The 18,911-nt window shown below is 15.8% G+C and carries 18 protein-coding genes and 1 tRNA gene; 6 read left to right on the forward strand and 13 right to left on the reverse strand.

Annotated elements, in window-relative coordinates; translation table 11 throughout:
* The first annotated feature begins 77 nt into the window (after window positions 1-77).
* Complete coding sequence (locus ACWNYQ_RS00145) at window positions 78-1,199, forward strand: aminotransferase class V-fold PLP-dependent enzyme (RefSeq protein ID WP_455290580.1); 1,122 nt, start codon at window positions 78-80, stop codon at window positions 1,197-1,199.
* Here the strand turns inward: ACWNYQ_RS00145 and ACWNYQ_RS00150 are convergent.
* Genes ACWNYQ_RS00150 through dapA form a run of 3 tightly spaced genes read right to left on the reverse strand, consistent with a single transcriptional unit; the run spans window position 1,179 to window position 3,976 of the window.
* Window positions 1,179-2,471: an amino acid--tRNA ligase-related protein gene (locus ACWNYQ_RS00150; protein ID WP_455290581.1), complete on the reverse strand. Its 1,293-nt coding sequence runs from the start codon at window positions 2,469-2,471 to the stop codon at window positions 1,179-1,181. The genes ACWNYQ_RS00145 and ACWNYQ_RS00150 overlap by 21 nt on opposite strands.
* A gap of 1 nt (window position 2,472) precedes the next feature.
* Window positions 2,473-3,123 carry a peptide chain release factor-like protein gene (locus ACWNYQ_RS00155; RefSeq protein WP_455290582.1) on the reverse strand — a complete coding sequence of 217 codons (651 nt, stop codon included), beginning with the start codon at window positions 3,121-3,123 and terminating at the stop codon, window positions 2,473-2,475.
* The gene (gene dapA, locus ACWNYQ_RS00160) at window positions 3,104-3,976 is read right to left on the reverse strand and encodes a 4-hydroxy-tetrahydrodipicolinate synthase (RefSeq protein WP_455290583.1); all 873 of its coding nucleotides are present in this window, start codon (window positions 3,974-3,976) and stop codon (window positions 3,104-3,106) included. Before dapA ends, ACWNYQ_RS00155 begins: the two co-directional genes overlap by 20 nt.
* Between dapA and tilS the strand changes: the two genes are divergently transcribed.
* Both tilS and ACWNYQ_RS00170 read left to right on the forward strand, forming a co-directional pair.
* Complete coding sequence (tilS, locus tag ACWNYQ_RS00165; protein WP_455290584.1) at window positions 3,977-6,076, forward strand: tRNA lysidine(34) synthetase TilS; 2,100 nt, start codon at window positions 3,977-3,979, stop codon at window positions 6,074-6,076.
* Window positions 6,067-6,150: transfer RNA gene (locus ACWNYQ_RS00170), tRNA-Ser, on the forward strand. The genes tilS and ACWNYQ_RS00170 overlap by 10 nt, the downstream gene beginning before the upstream one ends.
* On the opposite strand, the gene ACWNYQ_RS00175 is transcribed toward ACWNYQ_RS00170, so the two are convergent.
* The 4 genes from ACWNYQ_RS00175 to ACWNYQ_RS00190 are packed head-to-tail and all read right to left on the reverse strand — an operon-like array spanning window position 6,132 to window position 8,943.
* Entirely contained in the window at window positions 6,132-6,320 is a 189-nt protein-coding gene (locus ACWNYQ_RS00175; RefSeq protein ID WP_455290585.1) for a hypothetical protein, read from the reverse strand. The two genes, ACWNYQ_RS00170 and ACWNYQ_RS00175, sit on opposite strands and share 19 nt — an antisense overlap.
* Window positions 6,310-8,634, reverse strand: a complete 2,325-nt coding sequence (locus ACWNYQ_RS00180; protein WP_455290586.1) for a class I tRNA ligase family protein — start codon at window positions 8,632-8,634, stop codon at window positions 6,310-6,312. Before ACWNYQ_RS00180 ends, ACWNYQ_RS00175 begins: the two co-directional genes overlap by 11 nt.
* Window positions 8,631-8,771, reverse strand: a complete 141-nt coding sequence (locus tag ACWNYQ_RS00185; RefSeq protein ID WP_455290587.1) for a hypothetical protein — start codon at window positions 8,769-8,771, stop codon at window positions 8,631-8,633. The genes ACWNYQ_RS00180 and ACWNYQ_RS00185 overlap by 4 nt, the downstream gene beginning before the upstream one ends.
* On the reverse strand, window positions 8,764-8,943 hold the full coding sequence (locus ACWNYQ_RS00190; RefSeq protein ID WP_455290588.1) for a large ribosomal subunit protein bL28: 180 nt from the start codon (window positions 8,941-8,943) through the stop codon (window positions 8,764-8,766). Before ACWNYQ_RS00190 ends, ACWNYQ_RS00185 begins: the two co-directional genes overlap by 8 nt.
* On the opposite strand from ACWNYQ_RS00190, the gene ACWNYQ_RS00195 reads away from it, so the two are divergent.
* From ACWNYQ_RS00195 to ACWNYQ_RS00205, 3 genes are all read left to right on the forward strand, one after another.
* Window positions 8,944-11,103, forward strand: a complete 2,160-nt coding sequence (locus tag ACWNYQ_RS00195; protein WP_455290589.1) for a 5-methyltetrahydropteroyltriglutamate--homocysteine S-methyltransferase — start codon at window positions 8,944-8,946, stop codon at window positions 11,101-11,103.
* 221 nt (window positions 11,104-11,324) lie between these two features.
* On the forward strand, window positions 11,325-12,074 hold the full coding sequence (locus ACWNYQ_RS00200; RefSeq protein ID WP_455290590.1) for a pseudouridine synthase: 750 nt from the start codon (window positions 11,325-11,327) through the stop codon (window positions 12,072-12,074).
* Between the two features lie 4 nt (window positions 12,075-12,078).
* The gene (locus tag ACWNYQ_RS00205) at window positions 12,079-13,182 is read left to right on the forward strand and encodes an aminotransferase class I/II-fold pyridoxal phosphate-dependent enzyme (RefSeq protein ID WP_455290591.1); all 1,104 of its coding nucleotides are present in this window, start codon (window positions 12,079-12,081) and stop codon (window positions 13,180-13,182) included.
* Here ACWNYQ_RS00205 and ACWNYQ_RS00210 read toward each other — a convergent pair.
* From ACWNYQ_RS00210 to argH, 6 genes are read right to left on the reverse strand one after another with little or no spacing between them, the layout of a single operon-like run.
* Window positions 13,171-14,034 (reverse strand): peptide chain release factor-like protein, encoded by an 864-nt coding sequence (locus tag ACWNYQ_RS00210; protein WP_455290592.1) that lies wholly within the window; start codon window positions 14,032-14,034, stop codon window positions 13,171-13,173. The genes ACWNYQ_RS00205 and ACWNYQ_RS00210 overlap by 12 nt on opposite strands.
* Entirely contained in the window at window positions 14,018-14,770 is a 753-nt protein-coding gene (locus ACWNYQ_RS00215) for a hypothetical protein (protein ID WP_455290593.1), read from the reverse strand. The genes ACWNYQ_RS00210 and ACWNYQ_RS00215 overlap by 17 nt, the downstream gene beginning before the upstream one ends.
* A complete protein-coding gene (locus ACWNYQ_RS00220) occupies window positions 14,752-15,672 on the reverse strand; it encodes a hypothetical protein (protein ID WP_455290594.1) in 921 nt (306 codons plus the stop codon). Before ACWNYQ_RS00220 ends, ACWNYQ_RS00215 begins: the two co-directional genes overlap by 19 nt.
* The gene (locus ACWNYQ_RS00225) at window positions 15,665-16,282 is read right to left on the reverse strand and encodes an aminodeoxychorismate/anthranilate synthase component II (protein ID WP_455290595.1); all 618 of its coding nucleotides are present in this window, start codon (window positions 16,280-16,282) and stop codon (window positions 15,665-15,667) included. Before ACWNYQ_RS00225 ends, ACWNYQ_RS00220 begins: the two co-directional genes overlap by 8 nt.
* The gene (locus ACWNYQ_RS00230) at window positions 16,234-17,478 is read right to left on the reverse strand and encodes a chorismate-binding protein (protein WP_455290596.1); all 1,245 of its coding nucleotides are present in this window, start codon (window positions 17,476-17,478) and stop codon (window positions 16,234-16,236) included. The genes ACWNYQ_RS00225 and ACWNYQ_RS00230 overlap by 49 nt, the downstream gene beginning before the upstream one ends.
* Entirely contained in the window at window positions 17,475-18,842 is a 1,368-nt protein-coding gene (gene argH, locus ACWNYQ_RS00235) for an argininosuccinate lyase (protein ID WP_455290597.1), read from the reverse strand. Before argH ends, ACWNYQ_RS00230 begins: the two co-directional genes overlap by 4 nt.
* Between the last annotated feature and the right edge of the window lie 69 nt (window positions 18,843-18,911).

Raw genomic sequence — 18,911 nt, forward strand, 5'->3', positions numbered from 1 at the left:
AAGTCCGCTATGTTTACCTATTTCATCACTTCGGTTTTTATTTATAATTTTACAATTTATTTAAAAAAAAATCAATAATGATATATTTTGATAATGCTTCATCAACAAAAGTTGATTATAAAGTAATAAGAAAAATAAATAAAAATTACAAATACTATTATAATCAAAATTCAATAACAAACTTTGAAGGTAAATTAAATAACAAAAGATTTGAAAAATACAGAAAAAAAATATCTAAAATATTAAAATGCAAAAAAAGTGAATTCTTTTTTACAAATTCAAGCACAATAAGTAACAATTTAATATTAAATGGATTTTTAAATAAAAACAAAAAGTATAGTGTAGTAACTACTAAAACTGAGCATTTATCAATAATTAATACAATAAAACATTTAAAAAATAAAAAACTATTTTTTAAATGTTTGAAAAATGGAAAATATGATTTAAATGACTTAAAAAAAAAATTAAATAATAATAAAAAAATATTATTAGCAATAACATATGTAAATAATGAAACTGGAGTAATACAAGATATAAAAAATATACTAAAATTAAAAAAAAAATATAATTTTTTAATATTTATTGATTGTTGTCAAGCTTTAGGTAAAATAATAAAAAATATAAAAAATATAAATGCTGAATTTATAAGTCTTTCTTCTAATAAAATACATGGGCCTAAAGGCATATCTGGTTTATATATAAAAAATAAGTTTTTAAAAAAAATAGAACCTACTATACGTGGAGGTGAACAAGAAAAGAAAATATATTCAGGGACAATATGTTTGTCTTTAGTTTCTGGATTTTTAGAAGCTTTAATAATTCAAAATGAATATTTTGAATTAAATAAAAAATACATAAAAAATATAAATAATTATTTTATTAAAAAATTAAAAAAAAATAATTTTTTAAAAATAAATAGCACATATAATAAATCTCCATATATAATAAATTTTTATATAAAAAATATAAGTTCTCAAATATATAAAAAATACTTAAAAGATTTTTTTTTTACTAATAGCTCTTCATGTCTATCAATAAAAAAAAAATCTTCGTATGTTCTTAAAGCTATGAAAAAAAAAAAATTTATATGCGAAAACTCAATTAGAATATCATTTAGCAAATATAATAAGCTAAATGAAATAAAAAAATTTTATAGATCAATAAAAAAAATGGTTAATTTATTTTATATTATTAAATAATAAAGTATCTCTTATATCTTTACAATTTGAAACTATCATAATTAATCTATCAATTCCTATACCACAACCTGTACAATTTTGTAATCCATATTTTAAATAATTTATATATTTAAAATTTATATTTTTAATATCCTTATAAGATTGCTTTTTAAATCTAATTAATTGTTCTTTATAATCATTTAATTCTGTATATCCATTTGCAATTTCTTTTTTCAAAAAGTAAAGTTCATACCTTTCGGAAAAATTTTTATTTTTTTTTTTTGCCAAAGTAGAATAAATAATTGGAAAACCTACTATAAAAGTAGGTTTTATTATATATTTACTTAAAACTTTATCAAAATATATATATCTTATTATATCTTTATCATTATTTTTAATCATATTTTTTTCTTCATCATTACATATTTCTATAATTTCTTCTTTAATTTTTAAAATTTCTTTATAATTGTATTTGGAGTATTTATTTATTGCTTTTTTTATGTTTAAAACTTCAAATTTTTTAATATAATTTATTTTTTTTTTATTATATAATATGTATTTTTTTTTTATAACTTTATAAATAACACTCTTTAAAATTTTTTCAACAAAAATCATTGACCATATATAATCTTTTTTTACAATATAAAATTCAATAGTTGTAAATTCTGGATAGTGTTTTTTAGAAATAGATTCATTTCTAAAATTTTTACCTATTTCAAATATTTTTTTAAAACCCATTACTATAGCTTTTTTTAAAGAAATTTCAGGTGATATTCTTAAATATAATTTTTTATTGTATTTTTTACAATATGTAAAAAAATTTTTTGCTTCAGAACTACTTTTAACTTCTTCTAAAATAGGTGTTTCTATTTCTTCAAATTTTTTATTATACATATACATTCTTAATTCTTTTATTATTTTTATCCTATTATAATAAATTTTTAATAATTTATTTCCAGTAATTGAATCAAAATATTTATTTTTATATAAAAAATTTTTATTTTTTATTAAGTTGTATTTATCTGGAACTAGTAAATTATTCTTTGCTAATATATTAAATTTTAAACAATTTATTATAATTAATCCTTTTTTATTTTTTTTTTTAAAACCATGAACTTGTAATAAATATCCTATTTTTATTTTAATAAATAAATTTTTTATTAAAACTTGAATGTCTCCTGAAATATCTGATAAAGTTAAAAAAGTTATTTTTCCCATATTTCTTATTGTATTTACTCTACCTTCTAAAATATAAAAATATTTTTTTAATTTACTTATTTTATAGATTTTCATATTAATATAATTTTTCTATAAAACCCTTTAAAATCTTGTTAATTTTACATTTTTTATTAGTAGTTTTATCAACTACTAAAGATTTATTAAAGTAATATATTCTTTTAATAGAATTATTATTTATGTTTTTTTCTTTATTTATTATAAAGTTTTTTTTTATTTTGTCTTCCAATATAAAAAAAGCTATTTTTTTGTTTATGTGTTGAGATCTTTCCTTCTGACATTCAACTTTTATTCCTGTAGGTAAATGTTTTATTCTAACTGCGGAGTTTGTTTTATTAACACTTTGACCTCCTGCTCCAGAAGATTTAAATGTGTCTATTTTTAAATCTTTTCTTTTAAAAGTTATTGATTTTTCATTATATTCTTTAAAATTATATATAAAAACAGTACAATATGATGTTTGTAGTGAATTTTTTTTATAAGGAGAATATCTTACTATTTTATGCAAACCACTTTCATTTTTTAATAAATTTATAATTTTATTATTTTTATATTTTATTAAAATATAACATTTCGTTTTTTTTATTAATTCGTAGTAAGTTTTTGTTCTTTTTAAATAATTTATATATATTTTATAAATTATTTTTAAACATTCTTTTGAATCGTTTCCACCTTTATTTGAAAATATTTTAATATATTTTGAACTCATTATAAAAATGAATTAAATTTTTATTATTAGAACATATTAGGGGTTTTCTTAGGTATTTTTTTATTAAACCTTCCTTATTCATTATTTGTTTTAATATAACAGGATTTGGTTCTTTATTACAAATATTTATAATTTTTAATATATTATTAAAAATATTAAGATTTTTATTATTAAAAATTTTTATATTTTTATATATTTTATTAAAAATTATAGGTATATAATTTGATATAACAGATATACAACCCTTAGATCCAATTAAATAAGAAAATAAAGACATATTATCATCTCCACAATAAAAATATTTTTTACTTTTTTTTAAAATTTCACAAAAAGAAAAATAATCATTAATGTTATATGAAGATTTTTTAATTCCTATGATATTTTTTATTTTTATTATTTTATTTAAAGTATTTAATTTTAAACTTATTCCATTTCTTTTTTTTATATCATATACTATTATAGACAAATTAGTATTTTCAGATATTTTTTCAAAATGTTTTATTATTCCTTTTTGACTTGGTATTATATAACTAGGAACGCTCTGCATTATTGTTTTAATGCCTTTTTTTTCAACTAATTTATTAAAAATAATAGATTTTTTTGTGCTGCTATAACAAGAACCTACTATTATATTTGCTTTTTTACCTATTTGTTTTTTAGAAAATTCTATTATTTTAATTTTTTCTTTTAAACAAAGAGAATAAAATTCTCCAGTACTACCAAGTAATAAAATGTTTTTTATTCCAGATTTTATTTGGAATTTTATTATTTTTTTTAAAGAAAAATAGTCTACTTTATTATTTTTTTTAAAAGGCGTAATTAAAGAGGTAATAATTCCTTTTATTTTTATCATTTGAAAAAATTTAGTCGCAAAGATTTTATATTTTTAATATCAAAAAATATAAATGAAAAAATTGCAATATCTTACAGTGGAGGTTTAGACTCAAACATATTATTAGAAATATGTAAAAAATTTTATAATAATATAATATTAATACATATAAATCATAAAAACAAAAATTCAAATAAAATTGAAAAAAAATGTATAAAAATTTCTAAAATAAATAAAGTTTTTATTATAAATAGAAAAATAAAAATAAAAAAAAAAATAATAAATAAGATAGGACTAGAAGCATTTTACAGAAAACAAAGATACAAAGAAATATTTAAAGTAATGAAAAATAATAATATAAAAAAATTACTGATTGCTCATACTTTAGATGATATGATTGAAACATATTTAATTAATATTACAAGAGGAACTGGTGTTTCAGGTGTTTGTTCTATAAGAGAAAATAGAAAAATAAATGATATATATGTTTTAAGACCTATTTTATATTACGATAGGTTTTATTTGATAAAAAAATTTATTGTAAATAAATCTTTAATTTCACATGATGATAGTAACTTAAATTTGTATTATAAAAGAAATTATATTAGAAATTTTTTAAATAATTTTAATATTTTTAAATTATTTAATTTTAAAATATTAAATTATTTCAAAAATTCATTTAACGAATACAAATGTTTAAAAGATATTGCTAAAATAGATATTTTTAGCACTAAAATGATAATAAAAAATATTTTAAAATTAAAAGATTTTAGAATATTTAATATGCTTAATTTTTTTTTTAAAAAAAAAAATTTTTTGATACCATCAAAATCTTGGTTGATAGAACTTTTAAAGCAAATGAAATCAAAAAGTAATAATTTTATAATAAAAAAAAATAATTTTTATATAATTAAAAAAAAAAAAAAATTATTTTGCAATAAAATAAAAATATTAGTAAACAAATTTGGAGGAAAATCATTGGAAAGTTATAAAAAAATTTTTAAAATAATTAAAAATTTAAAAAAAAAAATAGAAATTGGATACAAAATAATTGTTATATTATCTGCTCAAGGAAATGAAACTGATAAACTATATAAAGAATATAAAAAGTATACAAAAGGTAAAACTTTTAAAAAATTTGAAGATTTATATATTGCAACTGGCGAAATAAAAAGTGTATCCTTATTTTGTCAAATATCAAAAAATTTAAATATAAGATCAGATTATATGATGTCTTGGCAAATACCTATATTATCGTCAGGAAAATATTCAAATTCAAGTATTAAAAATATAAATAAATTTAAAATATTAAAAAAATTTATAATAAAGGATATGATAGTAATTCCTGGTTTTCAATCTGTTGATAAAAAAAAAAATATAAAAACATTGGGAAGAGGTGGTAGCGATTATACAGCAATAGAGATTTGTAAATATCTACAAATAAAAAAATGTTATTTTTACAAAGAAGTAAAAGGAATATATAACATGGACCCAAATAAATTTAATTACTGTAAATTATTGAAAAAAATAAATTATTTAGATATTTTAGAATCAAGTAGCTTAGGTTCTAAAATACTACAACTAAATTGTGTTGTAAGTATAATAAGAAATGGTATTATATCTTATATAATAAGATCTAAAAAAAAATTTTTAAATATGAAAAAAGAAAACAATTCAGGAACTTTAATAAGTTATGAAAAATTAAAAAAAAAACATTTTTTTGTAAATTTTGAAAAATGTTTTTTAAATTATTTAAAAGTAAAAAATACAAAAAAAATAAAAAATATATTAAAAAATTTAAAAAAAAAAAACATTAAAATAGATAATATAATTATTTACAGAAAAAAAAATTATTTTTTTGAATTTACAACATTAAATAAGATAAATAATATTGGTATAAAAAAATTAAAATATAAAAAATATATAAAGTTATATGTTTTTGGAATAGGTATAAATAATTATAACAATAATCTTTTAAAAATATTGTATTATATAAAAAAAATTGGATTCAAAATATATTCTTTTTCTAACTCTGAAATGTGTTTAAAATTTATATTTAAATTAAAATTTAAAAAAAAGATTCTTTTATTAGTCAAATATATGTCAAAAATGGAGATATGACAGAGTGGTTTAATGTACTCCCCTGCTAAGGGAGAATGCATAAAGCATCGGGGGTTCAAATCCCTCTATCTCCTATTTTAGAAGATTTTTTTTTTAAATTTTTTATTTTATTTTTTTTTATAAGTTTTTTATTTTTATCTAAAAATTTATAAAAAAAAGATATTTTACTTTTATCTTTTTTTAAAATTTTTAGATAGTTTTTTATTTTTTTTTTTATTATTAATCTTTTAATTTTATTTTTCATTTTTTAATATATTTTTACAATCATTACAAAATTTTTTTATTTTTTTATAATAATTCCAACATCTTTCGCACTTTTTATAATTATATAAAGGTTCAAGTATTATTCTTGAAGATTTTCTTTTTAGTATTTTTACATCAGAAACTTTGAAAATTTTATTAAGTTCTATTTTTTTTAATTTTATATATTTTATATAAAAATATAATCTTATTGCTTTTTCTTTATAATTTATTTTATTTTTTAATACCTTTTTTCTAATATTTAATATTTCTTTCCAATTATTTATACTTTTAATTTTTTTGAAATTTTTTATCTTTTCAAAAAAAATTGATTTTTTATTGTTTATTAACCATGCTTCTTCACAAGTATAAGATATATATGGAGAAAGTAATATAAGTATTTTTTTTAATATTTTTTTTAATACGTACTGACAAGTAATTCTTGTTTTAGAATTTTTTTTACTTAAATACAATCTATCCTTTATCAATTCAAAGTAAAAATTACTTAGTTTTTTTATACAAAACTCTTTTATACATTTAAAAGAGTTAAAGTACTCATATTTTTTATCAAATTTTTTAACTTTTTTAAATAATTTTACAAATTCATTTATTATATACTTATCTGTTTCTTCATAACATATTTTTTTTTTATTTATAAATTTTAAATCTTTTGAGTTATTTAACATAAATCTTATAATATATCTTATTTTTTTGTATAATTCTTCAATTTTTTTTAGCTCGTTTATTGAAAATTGTATGTTTTTGAAATAATTCATACTCATTAAATACATCCTAATTATCTCGATACTTTGATTTTTTAAAATTTTTTCTACATCCAAATAATTACCTAACGATTTTGACATTTTTTTTCCTTTTTCGTCAACTACAAAACCATGAGTTACAAAAGATTTAGAACAAATTTTATTATTATAAAGATAGCTTGTTATAGTTGAAGCGTTAAACCAACCTCTATGTTGATCAACTCCTTCTACATAAACGTCAGCAGGAGATTTATTATACTTACATAGTTTTTTATTTTTTAAAACTGTATAATGACTTATTCCTGAATCAAACCAAACGTCTAAAGTATCTTTAGACTTTTTATATTCTTTACTTAATTTTATTTTACTCCATATTTCTATTCCGTATTTTTTTATTAATTCATATATTCCTTTCAATAAATAAATTTTATTATTTTTTTTATTATATATTAAGCATATAGGAACACCCCATTTTCTTTGTCTAGCAATGTTCCAATCTGGTCTATCCATTAAATATTTTTTAAATATATTTTTTGTATTTTTAGGATAAAATTTTATTTTTTTTATCTTTTTATAAAACTTATTATCAAAGTCTGTTTTTATAAACCAGTGAGTTAAAACAGTTCTATATATAATAATTTTATGCCTCCAGCAAACATCACTTTTAATTTTTTTTTTAAAAAAAATAATTTTGTTTTTTAAATAGCGTTTTTTTATAGAATATAAAACTTCAGTTTTATTTTTATCTATTATAATATTTTTGTTTTTCTTTATTATTCTTAAATCTATTTCTTTATATATTTTGTATTTTTTAAATATAAAATATTGACTTTTTATTATAAAAAAAAATTTTTTATTGTTTTTTAAAATTAGAATTTTTTCATTGTGATTAACAGATACTCCTATTACTTTGTAATTTAAATTGTTGTGTTTAGCAGCAAAAAATAAAATATTACCACATAAATTAAATGATATTAAAAAATAATTACATTCTATATTTTTTTTTTCTATTTCAAATTCTGAAAGAGAAGAATTACATTTGTAACACCAATTAACTATCTTTTTATTCCTATTTATTTTTTTTTTTTTATAAAATTCTATAAATAATTTTACTTCTCTTGATTCTATATCATATGACATTGTTTTATAATAATTTTTCCAGTCATATATCATTCCAATTTTTTTAAAAACTCTTTTTTGTTTTTTTATTTGATTAATAGCGTATTTTCTATATAATATCATTTCTTTTTTCTTAGATACTTTTAATTCTATTGGTGTTCCATGACAATCCCATCCTGGTAAATAAATAGTCCTATAACCATACATATTTTTTTTTTTCATAATAACATCTTTTATTATTTTGTTTAACAAATGACCAAAATGAACTTTACCATTAGCATATGGAGGTCCATCATGTAATATAAATTTTTTTCTTTTTTTGTCTCTTATTATACTCTTATATATTTCATTTTTTTTCCAAAATTTGTTAATTTTTTTTTGTAAAAAAAACAAATTTGCTTTCATTGAAAAATTAGTATAAAAAATATTTATTTTCATTTCTTTATATAAATAAATTTTTTTTTATAAAAAGGATCAAATTTAAATATAAAATTTTTTTTTTGTTTTTTATTAAAACAAAAAAAATGACCACTTTTACTATCAGAATAATAATAAAAAAATTTTTTTTTAGACATTTTTAAAAAATTTTTTAAAAGATTTTGTAGAAATTTTAAAATAAAAATTAAAATTTTTAATTTTTATTTTTTTTATATTAGGAAAAAAAAATCTAATATTTCTTTTTTTTGAATTTGAAACTATTTTACCTTTTATAGTTCTTTTTTTATTTATAAAACATAATCTTGACATATGAAAGTAATAAGCCACATAATAGGGATGCCTAACATAGGCATAAAAAGAGAATTAAAAATTTTTGCAGAAAAATTTTTTAATAATAAAAATTCAAAGAATAAAAATTTTTTTAATAAATGTATAAAAAAAATAAATATTAATAATATTTATTATCAAAGAAAATTAGACTATTTAACCATAGGTAATTTAAAATTATTTGATCCAGTTTTACACACTATGTGCTGTTTATCTATAATACCTAAAAGATTTAGATATTTCAAAAAAATTGATATAAAAGAAATAGAAATTTTTATGAAAGGAGAAAAAGGTAAAAAACCTTTAAAAATGTTGAAATTTTTTAATAATAATTTTCATTATTTTGTTCCTGAAATAGATGAAAATTTTTCAAATAAAAAAAGAATAAAATACAAATATAAATTTTTAGATAAAATAAAAAATAAAAAAAAATTAAAATATTCTATTTTAGGTATAAATACATTTATAAAATTATGTGATTTTAGGATAAAAAAAAAAAATTCTATAAAAAATATTATAAAAATTTATTATAAATATATAAAAAATATATATAAAAAATATAAATTAAAATACATACAATTAGAAGAATATATTTTAAATTTTTCTAAAAAAATAATAAAATTTTATAAAAAGTTATTTAAAAAAAAAATTAAAATTTTTTTAGTTATACTAAAAAAAAAAATAATTTATAAAAATATAAAAAAAATATTAAAATTCGTTAGTGTTGTTCATATAGACGTATATGAACAATTTGATATAAAACTAATAAAAAAAATATCAAAAAAAAAAAAAATTTCTTTAGGAATAATAAATGGATATAATATTTGGGTAAACAACTATTTAAAAAGTATTAAAAAAATATGTTATTTAAAAAAGAATTTATTTATTTCAACAAATTGTAGTTTAATTCACGTCCCTTTTACTACTAAAAGGGAAATAGGAATGCCTAAATATATATCTTTTGCTTTAGAAAAAATTAAAGAAATTTTAGAAATAAAAAAAATATTTTTGAATTTTAAAAAAAACTATAAAATATTTTTATTTAATTTTTTAATAAATAAAAAATTAAATAAAAATAAATTTAATTTTAATAGAATAAAATTTATAAAAAATAAAAGAAAGAGAGTTACGAAAGAAGAAATTGGAATAAAAAAAATTTCAGATACAACAATAGGTTCTTTTCCTCAAACTAAAAATTTAAGAAAAATAAGAAAAAATTACGAAAATAAAAAAATAAATTTCAAAATATACAAAAAAAAAATATTAAACTATATAAAAAAAAATATTAAAATACAAAAAAAATACAAAGTAAAAATATTTGTAAATGGCGAACCAGAAAGATCTGATATGGTAGAATTTTTTTGCAAAAATTATAAAGGTTTTTACATTACAAAAAATGGATGGGTACAAAGTTATTCAACAAGATGTGTAAAACCACCTATATTATATAAAAAACCTATAAGAATAAAAAGTTCAGTAAAAAATTGGTATAAAAATATAAAAAATTTAAAAGGAATAGTAACAGGCCCGAATACAATATCAAAATGGAGTTTTATAAGAGAGAATGTAAATTATAAAAATATAATATATTGTTTGTCTGATATAGTTTCTAAAGAAATAAAAGATCTATTTGATATAGGTATAAAAATAATACAAATAGATGAGCCTGCTTTAATAGAAATTTTGTATAACAAAAAAAATAAAAAAAAATATTATGAAATTTTTATAAACTCATTTAATAATAGTTGTAAATATATATATAATAAAAAAGTACAAATACATTCTCATATTTGTTACAGTAATATAAAAAAAAAAGATTTAAAAATATTTAAAAAAATGTACATAGATGTTTTAAGTATAGAATCAAGTAAAAAATTTTATGAAACTATAAATTTTATAAAAAAAAACAAAGTTACTAAATATTTTGAAGTAGGTCCTGGTTTATATGATGTACATTCAAAAAACAAACCAAATTATTATGATATAAAAAAAAAAGTATTATACATGTTTAGAAAATTAGGAATTAAAAATGTATGGTTAAATCCTGATTGCGGATTAAAAACTAGAAAATATTCTGAAGTTAAAAAATATTTAAAATTAATAAGAAAAATAAAAAAAAAATACAATACTTCTGATCTATAGATCAGAAGTATTGTATAAATTATTTATTAAACCTTCATCAAATATTTTTTTATTTGCACTTTTTTTTTAGCTAACGTTGCTATCGAGAAAAGAAATTTATATTATTTTAAATTTATATCAAACCTTCAACCCCAATATATGGAGTTGAGAGGAATCGAACCTCTGTTTATAAATTTAAAAAATAAAACTTTTTTAACTTCTATATTTTTATTATAACAAAAATGAATAAATATAACAATTTTTTTATATTTAAAAAAATAAAAAAAATTTTTATAAAATACAAAAAATTTTATAAAACAATTTTTTTATTTATTAAAAAAAAAATTGTTTATATTAAAAAAAGCAAAAAAATTATAAATTATATAATTATAAAAAAAAATTATTTAATAATAGATAAAAAAAAAAATTATCTAGTTTATAATCATACTTTAAAAAATATAAAAAACATTTTATCATGTGTTTATAATTTTTTAGGTGAAAAAATATTTGATACTTATAAATGCGGAATTGTTCAAAGATTGGATTTTAATACTTCTGGTTTAATTATTATTTCAAGAAATAATATAAGTTATAACTTATTTAAAAAATTATTTAAAAAAAGAAAAATTAAAAAATATTATTTTGTGATATGCAACAAATATTCAAAAGAAAAAGTTGTTTCTATTAAAAATTACATATATAAAAAAAATGTTTATAAAAAAAAAAAAAATATTAATTTTAAATATTCATCATTAAAATCTAAAATTATTTTTAAAAATAATTTTAATAATATAGTAATTTGCAAAATGTTCACTGGAAGAAAAAATCAGATAAAAATACAATTTAAAAATTTTTTTAATTTAGATTATAAAAAAATTTTTCTTCATAGTTACAAAATAAAAATAAAAAAATTTAAAATGGATTGTTATTCTTTATTAAATAAAAAACTAATTAATTTAATAAAGAATAACAATACAAAAACTTTTTTATGAAAAAATGAAAAATTTAAATGGTAAAATTATAAAAGCTTCTTCTGTGATTTTTAAAAGTTATGAAGAATTAATAAAATGTGAAAAAAAAAAAAAAATAAGTTACGGAACACAAGGATCTAAAATAGAAAATAAACTTTGTAAAATTATAAAAAAAAAAAATAAATCAAAATATGTAGTTTTAAGCCCTTCAGGATTGAACAGTATATTTCTAATATATAGTACGTTACTTAAAAAAAATGAAGAAGTTATAATATCAAGTGGAATATATGAACCAAATAAAAAACTAATATTTTATATGTCAAAAAAATATGGAATAAAGATAAATTTATGTAATAATTATTTTAAATACAAAGACTTTAAAAAAAAATTCTGTAAAAAAAATATAAAAATTTTTTTTACAGAATGTCCAAGTTCTATAACTTATGAGATACCTTATTTAAATGAAATAGTAAATTTTTGTAAAAAAAACAAAATAATATCGGTTATAGACGATACTTATTCTTCAGGTGTTTTTTTTAAACCACTCTTAATAGGATTTGATATTTCAATACAAGCATTAACGAAATTTTATTCAGGAGGTAATGATGTTATTATGGGATCAATATTTACAAATAACAAAAAATTATATAAAAAAATAAAAAAAAATAAAAAATTTTTAGGAATATATGTAGATCAAATGGATTGTTATTTATTAATAAGAAGTTTAAAAACTATTAATATAAGATATAAAATTCATTCAAAAAACTGTAAAAAAGTTATAAAATATCTTGAAAATAAAAGTTTTATAGAAAAAATAATATATCCTTTTGACAATAAAAATAAAAACTATTCTTTTTTTAAAAATAATTACAAATACAATGCTGGTTTGTTTTCAATTATTTTTAAAAAAAGAATAATGAAAGAAAAAATAATAAAATTTATAAATTCTCTTAAAATATTTAAAATAGCTTATAGTTGGGGTGGTTATAATAGTTTAGTTATGTTATATAAAAATTTTTTTTTAAAAAAAAAATTTTTTAAAAGATTTATTTTAAGGTTTTTTATCGGATTAGAAAATGTAAAATCAATAATAAAAGATATAGAAAAATCTTCAAAATTATTTTATTAATTTATTCTTAGAAAATATTTTATCTATTCTTCCATTTTTTAAAATATTTTTTAGATTACTAAAATTTTTTTTTAAAAAATGATCCTTAATAACATTTCTAGAATAATTATAAGTTCTTATTTTAGAAGATCTTATTGAATAATATTTAAAATAATTATTTCTTTTATTATTCTTTTCTTTATCGTTTTTCTCTTTTTCTATATCTTTTAATTTAGATACGAGAAGTTTAATTGCAAATCTTTTATTTTCCATTTGAGATCTTTCCTTCTGACATTCAACTTTTATTCCTGTAGGTAAATGTGTTATTCTAACTGCGGAGTTTGTTTTATTAACACTTTGACCTCCTGCTCCAGAAGATTTAAATGTGTCTATTTTTAAATCTTTTCTTTTAAAAGTTATTGATTTTTCATTATATTCTTTAAAAACCTCAACAACACATGTTGAAGTATGCATTCTTTTTTTGAAATCATTTTTAGGTATTCTTTGTACTCTATGAACTCCTGATTCAAAAAAAAATTTATTATATATATTTTTTTTTTTTATTCTTAGTATTATTCTTTTTAATCCTTTTTTACCTTTTTTTTTATGTATTATTTCGTAAATAATATAATTGTTTATGAAATATTTTGTATACATTTTGTATATATCTTTTACGAACATACAACTTTCATCTCCACCTATACCACTTCTAATTTCTAGATATATTATTTCTTCTTTGTTATTCATATCAATATTTTTTTTATAAAAGTTTTTTTTAAAAACTTTAAAAACTATTAAAAGATAAATATTATTATTATATTTATCATTAATTTTTTTAAAATTAAAATTAAATTTTTTATAATTTTTTTTCACAATTAAAAAAATTATTTTTTATACTATTTTCACCTACTAAAAAATAATTTATTCCAATATTGTAATATTTAAATACGTAATTAATGTTTTTTATAGAAGATTCTGAAACTATATTATTTAAATTAATCAATTTAGAAAATTTAATTAATTTAATAAAATCTTCTTTAAAATTAGATATATTTCTATTATTAAAACCTATTATAAAAAATTTTTTTATTTTTTTAATATTAAATAATTCTTTTATTTTGTGTATTTCTAATATTGGAATTATTTTTAAAAATTTTATTAATTTAATAAAATTTTTAATTTTTTCTGAGTTAATTATATATTTTATTAATAGTATATAATCAAATTTATTTAGACAACCTTCGTATATTTGTATAAAATCTATTAAAAAATCTTTCATTAAAAATTTTTTATTACTTATTCTTTTTATTAAAAAAAAATTTATTTTTCTGTTTTTAAAAAATTTTTCACTGTTTAAAAAAGAAAAAGACTTTACATATTTGGAATTTGAAGATTTTAAAAAACTTAACAATTCACTATTTTTAATATTTCCTTTTAAAGGGCTAAATATTTTATTTTCAAAAAAAACATAAGGTTTACTGAAATCAATTATACTGATTTTTCTTTTTAAATTTTTATAAGATAAAAATTTAAATATACTTAGTAAATTTTTTTTATATTTATTTTTTATTTCTTTTATTTTATTACTTACTATTTTGTTAATAAACATTTTAATTTTTTTTTCAAATTTATAAATTTATTTAAAAAAAATCCCTCTTTTAATTTTTTTTTTAAATAATAAATGGTGTTATTATAATTTTTAGTAAATGACAAAAATTTTATTATAATAGAACAACTTAATAAAATTATATTAATAACACTAATATTTTTAAATAATAAAAATTTATAAAATTTTTTTACAGAGTTTTCAACATTTTTAGAAATTATATTTTTAAATAATCCTTTCAAAAATATATTTTCACTCTTTAATATATATTTAAATATTTTATTTTTATCATATTTGTATATTTTTATATAATTAAATATAGAAGCTTCATCAAGTTCATCATAAGAACAAATTAATATAAATTTTTTATAATTTAGAACAAGATTATTTATTATTTCTTTTTTAAATTTTTTTTTACTAATACAACAATAGCATTTTTCCAAATTAAAAGGATTTGTAAATGGTAAAGAATAATTAAAAATACTATATTTATTAATTTTTCTTCTATAAGAATAAAAGTTTTTTGGAAAAAAACTTTTATTATAAAATACATTAGCTTTTAAAGTTATAAAATTTATTTTTTTATAAATTTTTTTTATATTTTTTTTTTTTTTTAAATTATAATATTTTAAAATATTATAAAAAAAATCAACGCTACCTGTGTTACTTGTATAAGATACACTTCCTTGTTTAAAAACATTTATATTAATTAAAAATATTATTATAAATACAGAAGATGATATATTGAAAGTTTTTTTTTTATCACCTCCACTTCCTGAAATTTCTATTGTATTTTTTTTTAAATTAAAAAAAAAATTTATATTTTTTCTAAAGTATTTAATATAATTTGTTATATTTTTTTTAATATATTTATCATTTTTAAAAAATTTAAAATTATTAATCATTTTTTAAAAAAAATTTTATTATTTTTTTAGAATAATTAGACATAAAAGAATCAGGATGATATTGAAAAGTAAAAATTTTATATATAATGCTTCTCATTATCATTATTTCTTTACTTTTTTTTTCGTAAGCTTCTATTTTAAAAATATTTTTAATTTTATAATTTTTTAAAGTTAAAGAGTTATATCTTACTACATTTATTATTTTAGGTATATTAATTTTTTTATAAAAATTTTTTATTGTAATTTTAACTATATTTCCGTGTGAAATATAGTTTGAAATTTTTATTTTAAAACCAAAGTAATATCCAATTATTTGATGACCAAGACATATTCCTATAAAAGTTATTTTATTATAAAAATTACTTATTAATTTTATAGAACTTTTATATTCCCTAGGATCTCCAGGACCTGGACCTAAACAGATAATTGGTTTAAATAATAATATTATTAAATTAATAATATTATTATTTTTATAATTTATTACAATAGTTTTTTTATTAAATCCATTAAACAATTCAATAATATTGTTAACAAAAGAATCATTATGATCAACTATTAAAATCATTTTTTTAATAAAAATATTTTTAATTTGTTGTTTAACTCTTTCCATTCATTTGATAAAATAGAATTTAAAACTATACCAGATGCTGATCTTAGAAATAGATATTTTTTTATATTTATTAAACTTCTTATTATAATAAATATCTTAAAAATTTTATTACCATAAATATGTCCTAAAGATCCACCATAAGATTCTCTTTTTCTTTCCAATTTGCTTATATAATCAATAGATTTTTTTTTTGGTGTTCCTGATAAAGTTCCAGATGGTGATAAAGAATCAATAAATAATCTTTCAATTTTTTTTTTTTTTATATGTGTTTTTACATTACTTATAATATGTTGTATGCTTTTAAATTTTTTTATATAAAAACTTTTTGTAACATTTGTTTTATAACCTCCACTTATTTTATTCAAATCATTTCTAGTTAAATCAATCAACATTAAATGTTCTGAGATTTCTTTTTTATCTTTTTTTAATTTATATTCCTTAATCAAATCCAATATTATATTTTTACCTCTATTTATAGATCCTGCAATAGGAAACATAAATATTTTTTTATTATTTCTTTCCATCAGAACTTCTGGTGTAAAGCAAATAATATTCTTTTTAATTAAATTTAAATAAATTTTGTTAACATTTAAATTTTTTTTATTAAGATAAAAAAAAATGTTAGATTTAAAAATATTAGATTTAAATATTTTTTCTTTTCCTATTTGTAATTGCATTATTTTTCCAATATTTATTTTTTTTTTTATAAATAAATATATATTTTTATATTTATTTTTGTTTATAGAAAAATCTTCAGAATTTTTATAAAAAAAATTATAATTTATTATTTTTTCTGAATATTTATTAATTAAATTATTTAATTTTTTTAATATTATTATTTTTTTTTTTAAGTTACTAATTTTTATATTATTAATTACTATTGAAAAAATATTTTTTTTATTAATATAAAAAAAATATTCAATATTAAATATAATATTTTTTTTTGATTTTTTATAATTAAAACCAGAGTAGTAGACAACTCTGTTAAATAAATTTTTTTTTAAATTTAAATTTTCAATTTTTTTTTTAGAATAACCAAAAAAAAAATTTTTATTTTTATTTATATTTAAATAAGATAAATATAAATTCTGTTTAAATAAATTAAAAAGATAAAAAAATAATTTATAATTAAATTTGTAATAAATACAAATAAAAATATTGTATATTTTTTTGTATTTATGTAAAAAATATTTCATAATTTTTTAATTTTTCTTTTCATTAATTTACATTCTCTTATCACAAAAAAAGGATTAGTACTTCCTAAACTTTTTTTCATGTATATTAAATTTTTAAAATTTTTGAACTTTTTAATTTTATTTTTAAACATTAAGTAGAAATTATTATTTTTTTTTTTTAAAAAAATTAAAACATTTTTTATTAAATTTTTATTATTATTTAAAGATTTTAAAACTGAATTAGATACTACATCATAAGCATCACAATATGGCATGCCTTTATAAGATAAAAACTCAGAAATATCTGTTGAATTTGAAAAATCCATTTTTGATTTTTTGTACATTTCTTTTTTATTAAAAGTTATTTTATTGAATATTTTTTTTAATATATTTATAGTTTTTATTAATACATCATAAGAGCTAAATAGTAAACTTTTATCTTCTTGAAGATCTTTATTATAACCCATAGGTAGAGATTTAATTATAAATAAAATTGAAAACAAATTACCTATAACAATACCTGATCTTGATCTAGCAACTTCAAAAACATCAGGATTTTTTTTTTGAGGCATTAAAGAAGAACCTGATGAATAAGAATCAGAAATATCTATAAAATTGTATATTTTATTTGACCAATTTATAAAATCTTCACATATTCTTGAAATATGTATCATAATTTGAGAATAACAATATATACTATCTATAACATAATCTCTATCAGATACAGCATCTATAGAATTTCTACTTATCTCTTTATAACCTAAAATATCTTTCATTATATTTCTATTTGTTTTTAAATTAGTTCCTGAAATTGCACAACTGCCTAATGGCATAAAATTGTTTATTTTTGAAATTTTTTTTAATCTTAAAGAATCCCTTAAAAACATTTCACATAGAGATAAAAGATAATGTCCTAAAGTTATTGGTTGTGCAATATGAGAATGAGTAAAAGATGGCATAATTGTATCAAAATGTTTTTCTGATAAAAAAACAATATCTTTTAAAAATAATTTTATTTTTTTTACTATAAAATTATTTTTTTCTAAAACCCATAGTTTTAAACAATTTGTAGAAAGGTCGTTTCTTGATCTTGATATTCTAATTTTAGAAGATATTTTACCTATTTTTTTTTTTAATTCTTTTTCTAAAGCAAAATGTATATCCTCTGATTTTTTATCCAAATCTTTTTTATTAATTTTTTTTAAATTTGATATTATTTTTTCTTTTTCGTATTTATTAATTACTTTTATTTTATATAACATATAAATATGTGCCAATATACTTTTTTTTTCTTGTTTAAAAAGCCTTATATCTTTCGATATCGAAAAAGTATAATCTTTAAAATCATTTGATATAGGTTTTTTAAATCTTTTTGACCATTTCATATTTTATATTAAAAGCAAAAAAAAATATTTTTTTTATTTTAAAATAGGAAAGTCCGGGCTTAAGTAAAT

It is taken from the genome of Candidatus Vidania fulgoroideorum (genome assembly GCF_053760525.1).

Coding starts and splice junctions, on each gene's coding strand:
- ACWNYQ_RS00185 (WP_455290587.1), bottom strand. CDS start 8,771: ATGTCTAAAAAAAAATTTTTTTATTATTATTCTGATAGTAAAAGTGGT.
- ACWNYQ_RS00215 (WP_455290593.1), bottom strand. CDS start 14,770: ATGTTTATTAACAAAATAGTAAGTAATAAAATAAAAGAAATAAAAAAT.
- argH (WP_455290597.1), bottom strand. CDS start 18,842: ATGAAATGGTCAAAAAGATTTAAAAAACCTATATCAAATGATTTTAAA.
- ACWNYQ_RS00180 (WP_455290586.1), bottom strand. CDS start 8,634: ATGAAAATAAATATTTTTTATACTAATTTTTCAATGAAAGCAAATTTG.
- ACWNYQ_RS00200 (WP_455290590.1), top strand. CDS start 11,325: ATGAATAAATATAACAATTTTTTTATATTTAAAAAAATAAAAAAAATT.
- ACWNYQ_RS00205 (WP_455290591.1), top strand. CDS start 12,079: ATGAAAAATTTAAATGGTAAAATTATAAAAGCTTCTTCTGTGATTTTT.
- ACWNYQ_RS00155 (WP_455290582.1), bottom strand. CDS start 3,123: ATGAGTTCAAAATATATTAAAATATTTTCAAATAAAGGTGGAAACGAT.
- ACWNYQ_RS00195 (WP_455290589.1), top strand. CDS start 8,944: ATGAAAGTAATAAGCCACATAATAGGGATGCCTAACATAGGCATAAAA.
- ACWNYQ_RS00190 (WP_455290588.1), bottom strand. CDS start 8,943: ATGTCAAGATTATGTTTTATAAATAAAAAAAGAACTATAAAAGGTAAA.
- ACWNYQ_RS00220 (WP_455290594.1), bottom strand. CDS start 15,672: ATGATTAATAATTTTAAATTTTTTAAAAATGATAAATATATTAAAAAA.
- ACWNYQ_RS00225 (WP_455290595.1), bottom strand. CDS start 16,282: ATGGAAAGAGTTAAACAACAAATTAAAAATATTTTTATTAAAAAAATG.
- ACWNYQ_RS00175 (WP_455290585.1), bottom strand. CDS start 6,320: ATGAAAAATAAAATTAAAAGATTAATAATAAAAAAAAAAATAAAAAAC.
- ACWNYQ_RS00230 (WP_455290596.1), bottom strand. CDS start 17,478: ATGAAATATTTTTTACATAAATACAAAAAAATATACAATATTTTTATT.
- ACWNYQ_RS00145 (WP_455290580.1), top strand. CDS start 78: ATGATATATTTTGATAATGCTTCATCAACAAAAGTTGATTATAAAGTA.
- dapA (WP_455290583.1), bottom strand. CDS start 3,976: ATGATAAAAATAAAAGGAATTATTACCTCTTTAATTACGCCTTTTAAA.
- ACWNYQ_RS00150 (WP_455290581.1), bottom strand. CDS start 2,471: ATGAAAATCTATAAAATAAGTAAATTAAAAAAATATTTTTATATTTTA.